This is a genomic window from Nocardia sp. CA-119907 (assembly GCF_050955995.1).
Taxonomy (GTDB): domain Bacteria; phylum Actinomycetota; class Actinomycetes; order Mycobacteriales; family Mycobacteriaceae; genus Nocardia.
Genome location: NZ_CP192091.1, coordinates 4,234,117 through 4,247,720 on the forward strand (window position 1 = coordinate 4,234,117; position 13,604 = coordinate 4,247,720).

The window sequence follows — 13,604 nt, forward strand, 5'->3', positions numbered from 1 at the left end:
GTTCCAGAGCATCGATCGACGATCCAAAGACTACTCAGGAACAGGACCGGGGTTCGGGAACTCACCGATCTGATACCGACCGGTCGGCGGCGAGGACACCTGGTGATGCGTTCGGTTCAGTCAAGGTGCCGCGACCGGCCGATAATGCGGCCTGTGGACTGCGGTCGAGTCGCGTTTCGGGTGGCGTGGTTATCCGATGGTGTGTGTGGCGTCGATTCGTTCGAACACGGCGGTGTCGGATGGGTCGGTGGGGTCGTAGATTTCGCAGAACGGCGGTGTGCCCTGCGGAAGTATGCTGTCGAGTCGCCACATCGGAATTGGTGCGAATCGGCCGTGTAGCCAGTCGCTGAGGAAGCTGGTGACGGTGCCGTTGTAGAAGCCCCAGAAGAGTTTGTCGATATCGGTGAATACCAGTGTCCACTTGGCGGGGTCGGGGTTGCTGGCGTCCCATAGACAGTAGTCGCCGCCGAAAGAGGCGCCCCACTGGATCAGCGTGCCAGGATTCAGCGAAACTCCGTCGGGGACCGATCCGGGTGGCTCCCCGAATTCGTCGCTGGCCAGTGGTTCTCGTGCCGCAAGGGTGACCGCGGCCAAGTCTACGTACTCATTGTCGCTGGGCCGGAACAGGCGCATGGCATTGCAGAACCGGACATCGCCGTAGGCGGCGAACAGTTCTTTGAAGTCTTCCGGCAGGGCGGTCACGCCCAGCCGCTGTGCCACTCCGGCCCAGTCGTAGTCGCGGCCGTAGCCGAGGGGTGGGGGCAGCAGGGCTTTGAGGTCATCGAGTGCGGTCATTCGGTCCTCGCGGTTAGAAGTTCTCCACGTAGGTCGGCGGTAGGTTCCATCCCAGATCGCCCCATGCCTGGAGCAGATAGTAGTCAGGCACGACCTTTTCGTCGATATAGATCGGGATCTTGAGATAGGTGACGTTCTGCGGGGGAATATCGTCGACGCCCGTGACGACCTGCCCGAGGTAGCGCTCATAGACGCGCATCGCGCCCACATTGGTCGCACCGAGTTCGGGTGCGAGGAACTGCGGAATATTGCCGGGACCGCCGTATCGGTTGGGCCACAGGTGACCTCGCTGATAGGGAACACCCGCGCCGGGCACATTGATCGTCGGCGCGCCGCCGCTGGTGCTGACGGCTCCGGCCGCGTCGAGATATCCGTAGGAGCCGGTCGGTCGGCCGAGTGGGTCGAGCGGACCCGCGACCGCGCGGGTGCTGCCCGGCCCCACATAGAGCGCGGGACCGCTATTGCTGACGGTGCCGCTGCCGTCGAGATCGGGCAGCCGATAGATTTGCCCATTGCCCGAATTCGAGGGAGTGGGCGCGGCTTTGGTCAGATCGAGCAGTCGCGGTGCGGTGGCGAAGAACTCCTGCTGCGTGGCGGTCATGCCAGGTTGTCCTGCGGGGGTATTCAATCCTGGGGCCTGCATCGGTTCGGCGGGGGCGGGGGAGAAGCGGGGATTGGTGGCCACGCTACCGGGTAGCGGCGACGGCGCACCGAGCCGTGCGCCGGACGCGGCGGCGAGGTTGTAGGCGGTGCCGGGCTGGATGCTCGGGGTCGCGAGCACCGCGCTCGGGCGCACCGGGAGCGCCTGCGGCGCAGCGAGAACCGGCTGGGCCGGTGCCGCCGGCGAGGCGGTGGCGGCGGGTGCGCCGCGGCCCGGTGCGGGCGTCGGCGGCGCCGGAATCGCGACCGCTGGGTTCGGCGCCGGAGACGGCGACGGGGATGGCTGGGTGGGGGTTGTCGGGGTGTTGGGCGTCGGTGCGCCCCCGACGTCCGGTTCGTCGTGCCCCTGTGCGCGACACTGCTCGGCCTGCGCATTCAGTTGCGCCGCTTCGGCATTACCGCGTTCGGCCTCGGCGTTGTACGCCGCGACCGCCGCCTCGTCGTTCGCATTCGGTGGATTCGCATTGTGGATATCGGCGGCTTGGTTATGCGCCTGGATCTGCGCGACCAGTGCATCGCAATCGACCGGATCCGCCCCTGCCCACGGTGACGGTGCCACCAGCAGCATGACGAGGCCGATCAACAGCGTGATGGCGACGAGACTTTGGTGAGTGAAACGCGATACGCGAGAAGACATCTCGACCCCCATACGATGTTGTCTGCTTTTCAGCGAAGCAGATTTGCGCAGGGCACGTCAAGATCCCTTGTGCGACAACACCTCTGGATACCATCGAGCAAGCAGGGGCGGGTTTGTCGACGGACCGTCGGTGAAATGCGCGGCCGAAGGGACGAGGTTGCGCGGTGGTGGGACGCGGGGGATGACAGGCAAATCCTGAGCATTGGTAACGATTCGCCGAGCCTGTGGTTGATGCTTGTGCTGTTGCAACTTGATCAGTCGCAGACCCGGCCTACCGCAAGGTGTTTCGCATGGCGCGCGGACCGGGCATACTGCCGCCCGCGCTCTGCCGGAGACGATTCGCCGCGCGACCGCAGAGCTCTACGTCAGGATGTCGACCCACTGACCGACGCCCAGGGATCGACCGGCACCACCCCGATGGCATGGCCCGCGCTGTCGAGCAGTCGGCCCCAGGATTTGTATGCCCGCAGTACGAGCCGCTGGTCGACGACGACGGCGTCGGGCAGGGTGCGCCGTATGCGTTCGAGGACATCGGTCAGGCCGCCGACCTGATGGACCTGTGCCATCAGCATCAGGTTGGCGGACCCGACGGCGGAAAGGCAGATGCGGGTCTGCGGCCATCCGGCGATCTCGGCGCCAGCGGCGACCAGTTGGTGGTGTGGTACCGACAACCAGAGCACGAACTCGGTCGGCCAGCCGCCCTCGCCACGCGTGAAATCGGTTCGGAATCCCAGCATTCCGCGACGGACCAGCGAATCGAGTCGCCGGCGCACCAGATGTTCGGAGGTATCGAGTTCGCGTGCGAGGTCGCGGAATCGGGCGCGACCGTCACGCTGCAGGGCGAGGAAGAGGTCGCGGTCTTCGGGCTCGAGGGTGCGGTTGCGGTTGCTGCGTCGGCGATTGTCATCGGGCTCTGCAACCGACTGTTGCTGGTCGGTATCCATCGCGCCCAGTCGCCAATGGATCCCGCTGTACCACTCCATGCCGATGTGGGACTGTGCTCTCGCTATGCCGGGTATGCGCGGAAGTTGCTCGAGCAGGAGCGTGCTCAGGGCCTGAGTGGTTTCGGCGAGCACCAGCGTGTGCAGGTCGAAGGCGCCGTCGGTGGCGTACACGCTGACGACTTGGGGAACGACCGCCAACGCGTGCGCGAGGTCGAGAATGCGGCCCGGTTGTGCTCGCACCTCGTACACCGCCGCGGTCAGCGCCACCTGTGGTCCGGGTACCGATGAGACCCACGCGCGGCCCGATTCGCTCAGCCGCTGCCAGCGGCGGGCCGCGGTGACCGGCGAGATCCCCAGTGCCGGCCCGAGCCGCTCGAAACTGACCCTCGGATTGACGTGCAGGGCATCCAGCAGCATCACATCGACCTCATCGACGCCGCGCTGTGTCGGTCGTTCCGCGGTCACCACACGCTCCGCTCCGGTGTCGAGAGGCCGAGGCGGGATCGAGGACACCACATCGGTCCCGAGATGTGTTGATTACCCACACTATCGGCGTGGTGGGTGGGTATTTCATGAGCAGCCTCGCACATCCCGTTGAGTTTTCCTTCAGTTTCGGAGCTGAAAGTGGTGTTTGCCGTTCACTGGGCGCATGAGCGAATCGACTACTTCAGGTGTCACGGTCGCGTTGGCGAACTGGGTCGAGCAACTGACGCTCGACGCGATTCCCGAGCGGGTTCAGGTCCGCGCCCAACACCTACTGCTCGACGGCGTGGCCTGCGGTCTGGTCGGTGCCCAGTTGCCGTGGTCGCGTATTGCCCGCCGGTCGGTTCTCGCCCTGGAAGGGACCGGGGACGCGATGGTCATCGGTACCGGCGAGACCACGGACGGACCTGCTGCTGTGCTGCTCAACAGCACTTTCATCCAGGGCTTCGAACTCGACGACTTCCATCCGCTCGCGCCGCTGCACAACAATGCGCTGATCCTGCCGGTGCTATTGGCGACCGCACAGCACGTTGATGGCGCGTCGGGCGCGGCGGCCCTGGTGGCCGCGATCGCCGGATTCGAAATCGGTCCACGCGTCGGTCTGGCCCTGCACGGCGCGCAGATGCTGTCGCGGGGCTGGCACAGCGGGCCGGTCTTCGGCACCCATACCGCGGCGATGGTCGCCGGCAAATTGCGTGGCCTGGGGGCCGGACAGTTGGAGGACGCACTCGGTATGGCGGGCACCCAATCGGCGGGCCTGATGGCCGCCCAGTACGAAGCGATGTCCAAGCGGATGCAGCACGGATTCGCCGCTCGCAACGGTTACTACGCCGCCGGGTTGGCCGCAGGCGGTTACACCGGAATCAAGCAGGTCTTCGACCGCCCGTACGGCGGCTACCTCGCCGTCTTCGGTGAGGGACACGATCCCGACCCGACACAGGTGATCGCGGGACTCGGCGCGGGCTGGCATACCGAATTCGTCATGGTCAAGTCCTACGCCGCCCAGGGCGGCCTGCATGGCACCATCCAGGCCGCGCTCGAGCTGCGCGCCGAATACGGCATCGATCCGAAAACCGTCTCGCACATCGAGATTCGCGTCGGTCACACTGTGTATCACCACGGGTGGTGGCAGCCGGAGCGTCCATTGACCGCGATCGGCGCGCAAATGAATCTGGGTTACGCCGCCGCGGTGGCCCTGCTCGACGGTCAGGTCCTACCGCCGCAATTCACCGATGCGCGTCTGGACGCCGACGACGTATGGGACCTTCTCGACAAGGTCGAGGTAAAGCTGGACGAGAACATCCAGAACGGGCCGATGCGCGAGCGTTTCGCGACAGAGCTGTCGATCACCCTCACCGACGGCACAGTCCTGGAGAAGCGGATCGTGCAACCACACGGCGGTCCCGACGATCCGGTCACCGACGACGACGTCATCGCCAAGTACCGCGCCCTCGTCGGCCCGTTGGTGGCGCCCTCGCGATTGGACGCGATCCAGCGGGCGGTACTGAACCTCGACCAACTCACCGACATCCGCGAACTGGCCGATCTTCTTGCCGCGCCGGTCGAAGGCGCCCTGGACGGCAACCGATGACCGCCGCGCAGACCCGCCTGCGGGCTGCCATTGCCGCTGACGACGTCGTTATCGCCCCGGGAGTTTTCGACGGCCTTTCCGCATCTCTGGTGTGCCGGATCGGATTTGCCGCCGCCTACCTGACCGGCGCGGGTGTTGCGGCTTCCGGATTCGGACTGCCCGATATCGGGTTGCTGACCCAGACCGAGATGGTCGAACGTGCCCGGATGCTGGTGCGCACGCTCGGCGATATCCCACTGATCGCCGATGCCGACACCGGATACGGTGCCCCGCTCAATGTCGTGCGTACCGTGCGGGAGTACGAGGCGGCCGGTGTTGCCGCGATCCAGTTGGAGGATCAGGCCTTTCCCAAGAGATGCGGGCACCTGCCGGATAAGGAACTGATCGCCACCGACGAGTTCGTCACCAAACTCACCGCCGCTCTCGATGCCCGCACCGACCCCGATTTCATGGTGATCGCGCGCACCGACGCGCGCGGTCCGCTCGGCATCGACGCCGCGATCGAGCGCGCCAATACCTACGCCGACGCCGGTGCCGACATTCTGTTCGTCGAGGCTCCACAAGGGGTCGAGGAGATCGAGCGCATTGCCCGAGACGTCGAGGCGCCGTTGCTGATCAACCTCGTCATCGGCGGCTTGACCCCGATCGAATCCACCGCACGCCTGCGCGACCTCGGGTACGCGATCGCCATCCATCCGTCGTTGCCACTCGGCGCGGCCGCCTACGCCATGCTGACCGGTCTCGCCGAACTCGCCGGACGGGACCCCGCGCCGCTGCTGCCATCGAAGCCCGCCGAGTTCTTCGATCTCGTCGGCCTGGCCGAATGGTCGGAACTCGGCGAGCGCTACCGCACCGAAGGAGTGTGAAAACCCATGGGTATGACCATGATCGAGAATCTGCTCGCCCGCAAAGCGGGGGGAGCACGGGTCGCGCCTGGCGATATCGTCACCGTCGATGTCGACATGTGCGTCATGATCGATCTGCAATTCGCGACGCTGTGGATCCCACCCGGCCGCATCCATGATCCGGACAAGGTCGCGGTGATCATGGACCACGCGGTCCCCGCCCCGACGCTCAAAGACGCCGAGGGCGGGTCGAAGGCACGAAAGTTCGTCTCCGACTTCGGTATCGAGAAGTTCTTCGATGTCGGCCGACACGGCATCTGCCACCAGGTGATCGCGGAAAACGGACTGGCCAGACCGGGCGAGGTGCTGGCGTGCACGGATTCGCACACGTGCGCGGGCGGGGCCTACAACACCGCCGCACGGGGCCTCGGACCTGCCGAGCTCTACTCCATTCTGTGCACCGGCACCACCTGGTTCCAGGTGGCACCCACCGTCCGGTACGAACTCGACGGCGTGCTGCCGAAAGAAATCAGCGGCAAAGACGTATTCCTCTACATCGCCGACACCTACGGCGACGCCACCAACCAGAACCTCGAATTCGGCGGCCCCGGCCTGTCGAGCGTGCCCCTCCACGACCGGCGAACCATCGCCACCCAGGCCGCCGAAATATCGGCCGACTTCGCCACCTTCGGTGTAGACGAACTGCTCCGCGACTTCCTCGGAGACCGCGGCGTCCACGATTACCAACCCGCCGACGCCGACCCCGATGCCAGCTACCTCGATGTCCGCACCGTCGACCTATCCGCCCTCGAGCCCTATATCGCCCGGCCGGGCACCGTCAGCCACAACGGATTACCGGTGTCGAGGATCGAAACACGAAGGATAGACCAGGCATTCATCGGCTCCTGCGCCAATGGTCAGCTCGACGATCTGCGCATCGCCGCCGAGATCCTGCGCGGCAGAACCGTCGCCCCCGGCGTGCGGTTACTTGTCACGCCCGCCTCGCAGACGGTTTACCGGGACGCGATGCGACTGGGCTACCTACAGGACATCGCCGATGCCGGTGGCGTCGTCACCAATTCCACCTGCGGCGCCTGCTTCGGCTACCACATGGGTGTGGTCGGTCCCGGCGAAGTGTGCCTGACCTCGAGCACCCGCAATTTCAGCGGCCGCATGGGCAGCAGCGAAGCCGAGATCTATATGGCCGCCCCGGCAACGGTTGCCGCCTCGGCCATCACCGGATATATCACCGATCCACGGAGCGTCACCGCATGAATACCACCATTACCGGTCGGGTCTGGGTCTTCGGCGAATCCATTGATACCGACGCCATGTATCCGGGCTTCGCCATGAAACTCGACATCTCCGAAGCCGCGAAGCATGTCTTCTACCAAATCCGGTCCGGCTGGACCGATCTCGTCGAGCCCGGCGACATCGTGATCGCGGGTAAGAACTTTGGCGTTGGATCGTCGCGTCCCGTCGCGGCACTATTTCGCCACCTCGGCGTCGCCGCACTCATCGCCGAGGACTTCAACTCGCTGTTCTTCCGCAATGCCGTCAATGCGGGCCTGCCCGCACTCACCGCGCCCGGGGTGACCGACGTGTTCGACGATGGCGATCGGGGCAGCTTCGACATCACCACCGGCGAATACCGCAACGAGACCACCGGTGCGACCGGACATACCGCGCCCCTACCACCGCTGATCCTGGAAATCCTCACCAGCGGTGGTGTTCTCGCCCGCCTGGTCGAACAGGGGTTTCTGCCCATCGAACTGCGCGATGTCCTGCGATCCGGTGCGATCCCCGTCGACAGCGGATCAGGCGCATGATCGGCCGTCTGCTGCGCCCCGTGCGCGCGGGATTCGGAAGCATTGCCTGGTACCACTCGGCCACCGACGGCGCACCGGAAACCATTACGCTGACCAGTGACGCGTTCGGGGACAACGCCGCCATACCGCGCCGCTACGCGGGAAAAGGTGTGGGAGACAATATCTCACCACCACTGCAATGGTCGGACATCCCGGCCTCCGCAGTCGAGTTGGTCCTCATTATCGAAGACCCGGATGTCCCGTTGCTGCGGCCGATCGTGCACGGACTGGTCACCGGCATCGGCCCACACGCGATGGGCATTCCCGAAGGTGCGCTCGGGATCGATTCGGCCGCAGCGACTTCCACCGCCGGTGGTGCGACGATGCGGATCGGAGTCGGTGCGTTCGAACGCCGTGGCTATGCCGGGCCGCGACCGATCCCCGGCCATGGTCCACACCGCTACGTCTTCCAGATGTTCGCGCTCGACCGACCCAGCGGACTCGGCACCGACGCGACCCGAACGAGCACGCTGTCCGCGATCGATGGACACGTCCTCGCACGGGGCAAGCTGACCGGGACGTACGAACGCGGCTGATCTGTGCGGGCAACCTACTGGCGAAAGGTTCGGGCGATCAGGGCGGATCGCAGGTACCAGAGGCCGGAGTTGGCGGTGGGGTCGAGGCCGGTGAGGGCGCCGATGCGTTTGAGCCGGTAGTCGACGGTGTTCGTGTGGATGTGCAGCCGACGCGCGGTGCGCTGGCGGTTCAGGTTATTGCTGATATGGATCTGGAGCGTTTCCAAGAGTTCGGGGTGTTCGTCGACGGGATCGAGTAGGGCGCCGAGGGTTTCGCGGCCCGGGCCGGGGCGGGTGAGTTGGTACTCGAGTGCCATTTCGGTGAATCGGTACAGACCCGGGATGACGTCGAGGCGTTGCACCATGTCCAGCAATTCGTGGGCCTGGTCGACGGCGGTGGGAACCCGATCCGGTGCCGCGGTGACCACGGTCGCGGTGATCGGCACGCGGGCGGCGTTGGACAACGCGGCGAGCAGTTCGTCGAGATCGGCGTCGGCGCGGGTGTCGGTGGGAATGAGCAGGGTGCCGCCGTCCACCGACAGCAGCGACAGGGCGGTGTCGCCACAGCGGAGGGCGAGTTCGGCCTGCAGGCGGCGCAGTTTGCGGCGCGCGACGACCTTGCCGTCCACCAGCGGATGTGCTTCATCGGCATGCGCCGGAATGGCAAGGGCCAGTACGGAATATGTTTCGGCGATGGTGATGCCGCATTCGCGGGCCATGGTGGAGCTGGGGTGGCCACCGAGCAGGGCGGAGGTCAGGGTGTGGACGGCGGTGTGGTGTTCACTGACGACGGCCTTGTATTCGCGGATGTAGGCGCGCGCGACGGTGGCGCTCATGGTGTCGAGCATTTCCACGACGAGTTTGGCGCCGTCGACGAGACTTTCGTAGTCGGTCGCTGTCGCATCGGAGAAGACCAGGTCCATACCGATCTTGAAGCCCTCATGGATGGAATGCAGGATCGTGTCGATCGGCACGCCTTCGCGGGCCCATCCGGCGGCGGCCTCGGCCAGCCGGTCGGTCTTGGCCGGGATATCGGCTCCGTCGAGCATGCTGACGGCCACTTCGAGACAGACGCCGGTGACGGTGGTGACATCGCCGGCGATGATATCGCCGGGCAGGGTGGCGCAGGGGGTCACATTGTCGACGAAATGTCCGACCAGTTGCCGAGACACCGTGCGCACGTCCTGCAGCGGCGTTGACATCGGTTTGCCGGAGACGGTGAGTCCCCTGGGCAGTGTTTCGTTGGCGGTCATCGTCGACTCTCCTTCGCCCGGTCACGCGGTCGGGCCGCACTCCGATGGGGTTATCGAACTCTAAAGTGGTCGAGCGCTCACCTTCCACTCTGCTTCACGGCTCGGTTCACTCTCCGGGTGATCTTGCGTTGACCTGCTGTGATGACGGAAGCCGCAGCGGCCGAAGAGGTCTGGGCAACGGTTTCTGAATACCGGTGCTCAGTTTTTGTGGATCCGATGGGTCGACGAAGCGGGTGTCGGTGAGCCCGCAGGGCTGGCGCCCGATCGGGCTCGCCTCTTGACCCGCGCGCATGCGGGGTAGGTATCGTGACGCGCGGCATCCGCCGCGCAAGCCCCATGGAGGTGCGAATCGTGGCCGGTCGAGTACCCAAAGGCCGTCTGGCGCGGGGGAGCAGGCTGGGTCGGCTGGCCGCGGGACAGGCCGTGCGCGGGATGGGCGCTCGGTTGTCGATGGTCGGCAGAACCGAAGAAGCCCGCCAGATTCTCGCCGAACGGTCCGCCTTACAGACCGCGCAGCAACTTGTCACGGTGCTCGGCGGTATGAAGGGCGCCGCAATGAAGCTCGGGCAGATGTTGTCGGTGCTCGATCTGGATCTCGTGCCGGAATCGCATCGTGAATTGTTCCGGGTGAAGCTCGCCGAATTGCGGGATCGCGCACCGGAAGTCTCGTTCGCGGCGATGCGGAAGGTGATCGAGGACGATCTCGGGCCGATGGCGCGGGTCTTCGCCGATTTCGACGAGACGGCCATTGCCGCGGCGTCGATCGGTCAGGTTTATCGGGCGAGACTGCATGACGGTCGCGCGGTGGCGGTCAAGGTGAAATATCCCGGCGTGGACGAGGCCGTCGCGGCGGATATGCGCAATCTGGCGTTGTTCAGCAAGCTGTGGAAGTCGATCCTGCCGAGTGCGGCCGATGGCGCCGTATTGGATGAGATCGCCCGGAATCTCGGCAATGAACTCGACTATTTACACGAGGCCGGGACCCAGCATCGGGTCGCCGCGCGCTACTGCGACCATCCCTTCATCACGGTCCCGGACAGCGTCGAGGCGCACTGCGCACGCAATGTGCTGGTGACGGAGTTCGTCGACGGCGAATCTTTCCAACAGATCCAGGCCCTGCCCGAGGTGGAACGTGATCGGATCGGTGAGCTGATCTACCGCTTTTACGTCAGCTCGCTGTTCACCGACTATGAATTCTGCGGTGATCCGCATCCGGGCAACATATTGCTCGCGGCGGACGGTCGGCTCGGTTTCGTGGATTTCGGGCTCTACCACCGAATGGACCCGGTGCATGTCGACTTCGAGCGCATGTGCCTGCTCGCCGCCGGGGAATACCGAGCCGATGACCTGTACGAATCCTGGGTCGGACGCGGCATCATCGACCCCACCGCGGGTGTCGCCGCGCAGGAATGCCTGGAATACGTGTGGGCGGCGGCCGGCTGGCATCTGCTCGATGAGCAGATCACGATCACCCCCGAGCTCGCCACCGGCGCAGTGATTTTCGCCGTCGACCCGCGAGCCGCCGAGTTCCGCGGTATGCGGCACCAATCACTGCCGCCGGAGCACGTCTTTTCGCGGCGTGCGGACCTGTTCACCTTCGCCGCACTCGGTCAGCTGCGGACGACCAACAATTGGCATCGCATCGCACGGGAGTGGCTCTACCACGAGCCTCCGGTAACCGAAATCGGGCGGGCGACCGCACGATGGCGCGGCGGCCGATGACGCCGAGTCATGACGCATTCTTCATGCGGTTTTTGAACTCGGCATCGAACCATGCGCCCATCATGCGCGCGGTCATATCGATCGCCTCTTTGCGTTGATGACTGTCGACCTCCAGGGCAGCTGCCCGTAGTACCGCCGCGAAGCCCGTATTGATCAGCACGAATGTCATCACGTCGTACTCGTGATCGTCACCCGGACCGAGTAATTGGATCAACAGCACCTTGACCAGCAGACGCAGGCGCGGTTCGAATTCCGGGATACCGCTGTTGTAGAACTGCACTCCGGCCACCAGTGCCCGCACCAATTGCGCGTTGGCGACCAGTTCCTCGCAGATCACCTCCAGGATGTCGGCGACCAGCCGGTGCGCCGACTTGTCCGCGAGGTCGAATACCCGCTGCGTGAAGCTCCGTTCGACATCCGCGAGCAACCGCTCGAGCAGTTCCTCGACGATGACACCGCGATCGGAGAAGTATCGGTAGAGCGTCCCGATGCTCACCCCCGCCTCGGCCGCGATCCGATTGGTCGAGGTATCGGCGATACCGCGCTCCCCGAACAACCGCGCCGCCGTGTCGAGAATGTGCTCGCGGGTTGCCTTCGCCCGCTCCTGTGACGGACGGCGCCGCTGACCGACAGCCTTCGGTGCCATCGGGCCCCTCCTACGTGCGGTTACAATAACTGAGCCTCGCTCATCTTATCGCCTGCGTGCCCGTGGGTTTCGGCTTTGTGCTGGAGCCACACCGAAGACAGCCTCGATTGTGAGAAGTTCGGAACCGCGCTCAGCGCGGTTCCGGTGCGACATAGTCTGGCCGCTCAGGGGGCGGCCTCGAATTCCGGAGGAGCAGATCGAAATGTCGAAACTCCGAGCGGTTCTTGTCGTTGCGGCCATGGTGGGCTGCTCACTGTTGGTCGGCCCGGTGCCCGCATCCGCGGATCCCGGTACTTCCGTACATCCGCAACCGCCGACACAGCCTGCTGGTTCGCTGCCGTCCGAGCTGCAGCAGTGGATCGATGCCAACATTCCGGCCCCAGCGCTCGCGCCCGCGCCAGCACCGCCGGCGCGCGTGTTGCCCGCCGAACTGGCCGCGTTATGGCAAGCGGTGCGGTCCGCGCCGTCGGGGGATCGGATCTTCGACGATTGGCCGAGTGGTCTCGACTCGCTCGCCCCTGGCGATATCGTCGAATGGCGTGATGTGACAGCGACTTCCGCGCCGCTGGTGGTGGTGCCGATCAACCGGGCCGTGCTGCTGAAATTCCGGACGACGGACGCCACGGGCAGGCCGTCCTTCGGTACCGCGACTTTGGTGATTCCCGCTGCCGCCTGGACCGGTCCGGGGGAGCGGCCGGTGCTGGTCAATGCGTTGCCGATCAATTCGCTCGGGCTCAGCTGCACGCCGAGCTATGCGATGGCGCACGGGCTGCACAGCAAATTCAATGCGGGTGATCTGTTCCCGCCGACCACCGCGTGGGCGGTCAGCCGTGGCTATGCGGTGCTCATCCCCGATCACGAAGGTCCGTGGATGGCCTATGCGGAACCGAAGGTCGCCGGGCATGTGGTGCTCGATGCCATTCGGGCGGTGCGCAATACATTGCCAGCGGAGTTCGGCGGCAGCCGTTTCGCGGTCGGCGGGTACTCCGGCGGTGCGATCGCATCGTATGCGGCCGCGATGCTGCTCGACGAGTATGCGCCGGAACTGGCCGGTGTGGTGGCCGGCGCGACCATGGGCGGACTGGTGACCGACTATCGAATGGTCGCACACCGCTTCAATGGAAGCTCCGCCTCCGGCATTCTGTTGGTCGTCGCGCTGGCAATGGGCCGGGAATACCCGGAGATTCTCGGGCATATGAATCACCTGGCGCAGTGGGTGGCGACCTCGCCGATCAAGGACACCTGTGGTGACAGCAACGGCCCGCTCGGCGTCGTCGGCGTCCCGATCGAGGCCGCGGCCGATATCGCCGACCCGCTGAATAGCGATGTCGCCGATGCGATCTTTGCGCGGACCACCCTGACCAACCGGAAATCCGCTGGCCCGCTTTACATTTACCACGCCGCCAACGACTTCTGGATCCCCTTCGAGAACGGCTACGACCTCTACCGCGACCAATGCGCCCGCGGTGTCCCCGCGGTGCACCGCACCGAGCCCGGCGAGCACATCATCGCCCTGTTCACCGGCTTCCCCGGCGAGATCGGCTGGCTCGACGGACGACTGCGCGGCGAACCCGCCCCGAACGAATGCCGCGGGGGTTCCTGAGCGAAATTCGGCGTCGATCAGTGGCGGCCTCCCGAACTGGCG

At 65.4% G+C, this 13,604-nt stretch carries 12 protein-coding genes; 7 read left to right on the top strand and 5 right to left on the bottom strand.

All coding sequences use genetic code 11. The features are described 5' to 3' along the window. Window positions 1-189 precede the first annotated feature (189 nt). The 3 genes from ACQP2D_RS18475 to ACQP2D_RS18485 form a co-directional block, all read right to left on the bottom strand. Window positions 190-795 carry a hypothetical protein gene (locus tag ACQP2D_RS18475; protein WP_433684920.1) on the bottom strand — a complete coding sequence of 202 codons (606 nt, stop codon included), beginning with the start codon at window positions 793-795 and terminating at the stop codon, window positions 190-192. 13 nt (window positions 796-808) lie between these two features. Continuing rightward, window positions 809-2,092: a hypothetical protein gene (locus ACQP2D_RS18480; protein ID WP_433684921.1), complete on the bottom strand. Its 1,284-nt coding sequence runs from the start codon at window positions 2,090-2,092 to the stop codon at window positions 809-811. Between the two features lie 365 nt (window positions 2,093-2,457). Further along, window positions 2,458-3,501 (bottom strand): Lrp/AsnC family transcriptional regulator, encoded by a 1,044-nt coding sequence (locus ACQP2D_RS18485; protein WP_433684923.1) that lies wholly within the window; start codon window positions 3,499-3,501, stop codon window positions 2,458-2,460. A gap of 184 nt (window positions 3,502-3,685) precedes the next feature. Between ACQP2D_RS18485 and ACQP2D_RS18490 the strand changes: the two genes are divergently transcribed. From ACQP2D_RS18490 to ACQP2D_RS18510, 5 genes are read left to right on the top strand one after another with little or no spacing between them, the layout of a single operon-like run. Continuing rightward, window positions 3,686-5,110, top strand: a complete 1,425-nt coding sequence (locus tag ACQP2D_RS18490; RefSeq protein WP_433684924.1) for an MmgE/PrpD family protein — start codon at window positions 3,686-3,688, stop codon at window positions 5,108-5,110. Beyond that, entirely contained in the window at window positions 5,107-5,976 is an 870-nt protein-coding gene (locus tag ACQP2D_RS18495) for an isocitrate lyase/PEP mutase family protein (RefSeq protein ID WP_433684925.1), read from the top strand. The genes ACQP2D_RS18490 and ACQP2D_RS18495 overlap by 4 nt, the downstream gene beginning before the upstream one ends. Window positions 5,977-5,982: 6 nt before the next feature. Then, window positions 5,983-7,230, top strand: coding sequence for an aconitase/3-isopropylmalate dehydratase large subunit family protein (locus ACQP2D_RS18500; protein WP_433684926.1), 1,248 nt, complete (start codon window positions 5,983-5,985; stop codon window positions 7,228-7,230). Between the two features lie 8 nt (window positions 7,231-7,238). Further along, the gene (locus tag ACQP2D_RS18505; protein WP_433685696.1) at window positions 7,239-7,784 is read left to right on the top strand and encodes a 3-isopropylmalate dehydratase; all 546 of its coding nucleotides are present in this window, start codon (window positions 7,239-7,241) and stop codon (window positions 7,782-7,784) included. Next, window positions 7,781-8,359 (top strand): YbhB/YbcL family Raf kinase inhibitor-like protein, encoded by a 579-nt coding sequence (locus ACQP2D_RS18510; protein ID WP_433684927.1) that lies wholly within the window; start codon window positions 7,781-7,783, stop codon window positions 8,357-8,359. Before ACQP2D_RS18505 ends, ACQP2D_RS18510 begins: the two co-directional genes overlap by 4 nt. A 14-nt stretch (window positions 8,360-8,373) precedes the next feature. On the opposite strand, the gene ACQP2D_RS18515 is transcribed toward ACQP2D_RS18510, so the two are convergent. Next, window positions 8,374-9,591 carry a PucR family transcriptional regulator gene (locus tag ACQP2D_RS18515; RefSeq protein ID WP_433684928.1) on the bottom strand — a complete coding sequence of 406 codons (1,218 nt, stop codon included), beginning with the start codon at window positions 9,589-9,591 and terminating at the stop codon, window positions 8,374-8,376. A 351-nt stretch (window positions 9,592-9,942) separates the two neighbouring features. Here ACQP2D_RS18515 and ACQP2D_RS18520 point away from each other — a divergent pair, with 351 nt between their 5' ends. Then, entirely contained in the window at window positions 9,943-11,313 is a 1,371-nt protein-coding gene (locus tag ACQP2D_RS18520) for an ABC1 kinase family protein (protein WP_433684930.1), read from the top strand. Between the two features lie 7 nt (window positions 11,314-11,320). On the opposite strand, the gene ACQP2D_RS18525 is transcribed toward ACQP2D_RS18520, so the two are convergent. Continuing rightward, complete coding sequence (locus ACQP2D_RS18525) at window positions 11,321-11,959, bottom strand: TetR/AcrR family transcriptional regulator (protein ID WP_433684931.1); 639 nt, start codon at window positions 11,957-11,959, stop codon at window positions 11,321-11,323. 202 nt (window positions 11,960-12,161) lie between these two features. Between ACQP2D_RS18525 and ACQP2D_RS18530 the strand changes: the two genes are divergently transcribed. Then, on the top strand, window positions 12,162-13,562 hold the full coding sequence (locus ACQP2D_RS18530; protein ID WP_433684933.1) for a lipase family protein: 1,401 nt from the start codon (window positions 12,162-12,164) through the stop codon (window positions 13,560-13,562). The last annotated feature ends 42 nt before the right edge of the window (window positions 13,563-13,604 follow it).

Bases quoted from the DNA above. Each gene is read 5' to 3' on its own strand.
- ACQP2D_RS18475 (WP_433684920.1), bottom strand. From the start codon at position 795: ATGACCGCACTCGATGACCTCAAAGCCCTGCTGCCCCCACCCCTCGGC.
- ACQP2D_RS18480 (WP_433684921.1), bottom strand. From the start codon at position 2,092: ATGTCTTCTCGCGTATCGCGTTTCACTCACCAAAGTCTCGTCGCCATC.
- ACQP2D_RS18490 (WP_433684924.1), top strand. From the start codon at position 3,686: ATGAGCGAATCGACTACTTCAGGTGTCACGGTCGCGTTGGCGAACTGG.
- ACQP2D_RS18495 (WP_433684925.1), top strand. From the start codon at position 5,107: ATGACCGCCGCGCAGACCCGCCTGCGGGCTGCCATTGCCGCTGACGAC.
- ACQP2D_RS18500 (WP_433684926.1), top strand. From the start codon at position 5,983: ATGGGTATGACCATGATCGAGAATCTGCTCGCCCGCAAAGCGGGGGGA.
- ACQP2D_RS18510 (WP_433684927.1), top strand. From the start codon at position 7,781: ATGATCGGCCGTCTGCTGCGCCCCGTGCGCGCGGGATTCGGAAGCATT.
- ACQP2D_RS18515 (WP_433684928.1), bottom strand. From the start codon at position 9,591: ATGACCGCCAACGAAACACTGCCCAGGGGACTCACCGTCTCCGGCAAA.
- ACQP2D_RS18525 (WP_433684931.1), bottom strand. From the start codon at position 11,959: ATGGCACCGAAGGCTGTCGGTCAGCGGCGCCGTCCGTCACAGGAGCGG.
- ACQP2D_RS18530 (WP_433684933.1), top strand. From the start codon at position 12,162: ATGTCGAAACTCCGAGCGGTTCTTGTCGTTGCGGCCATGGTGGGCTGC.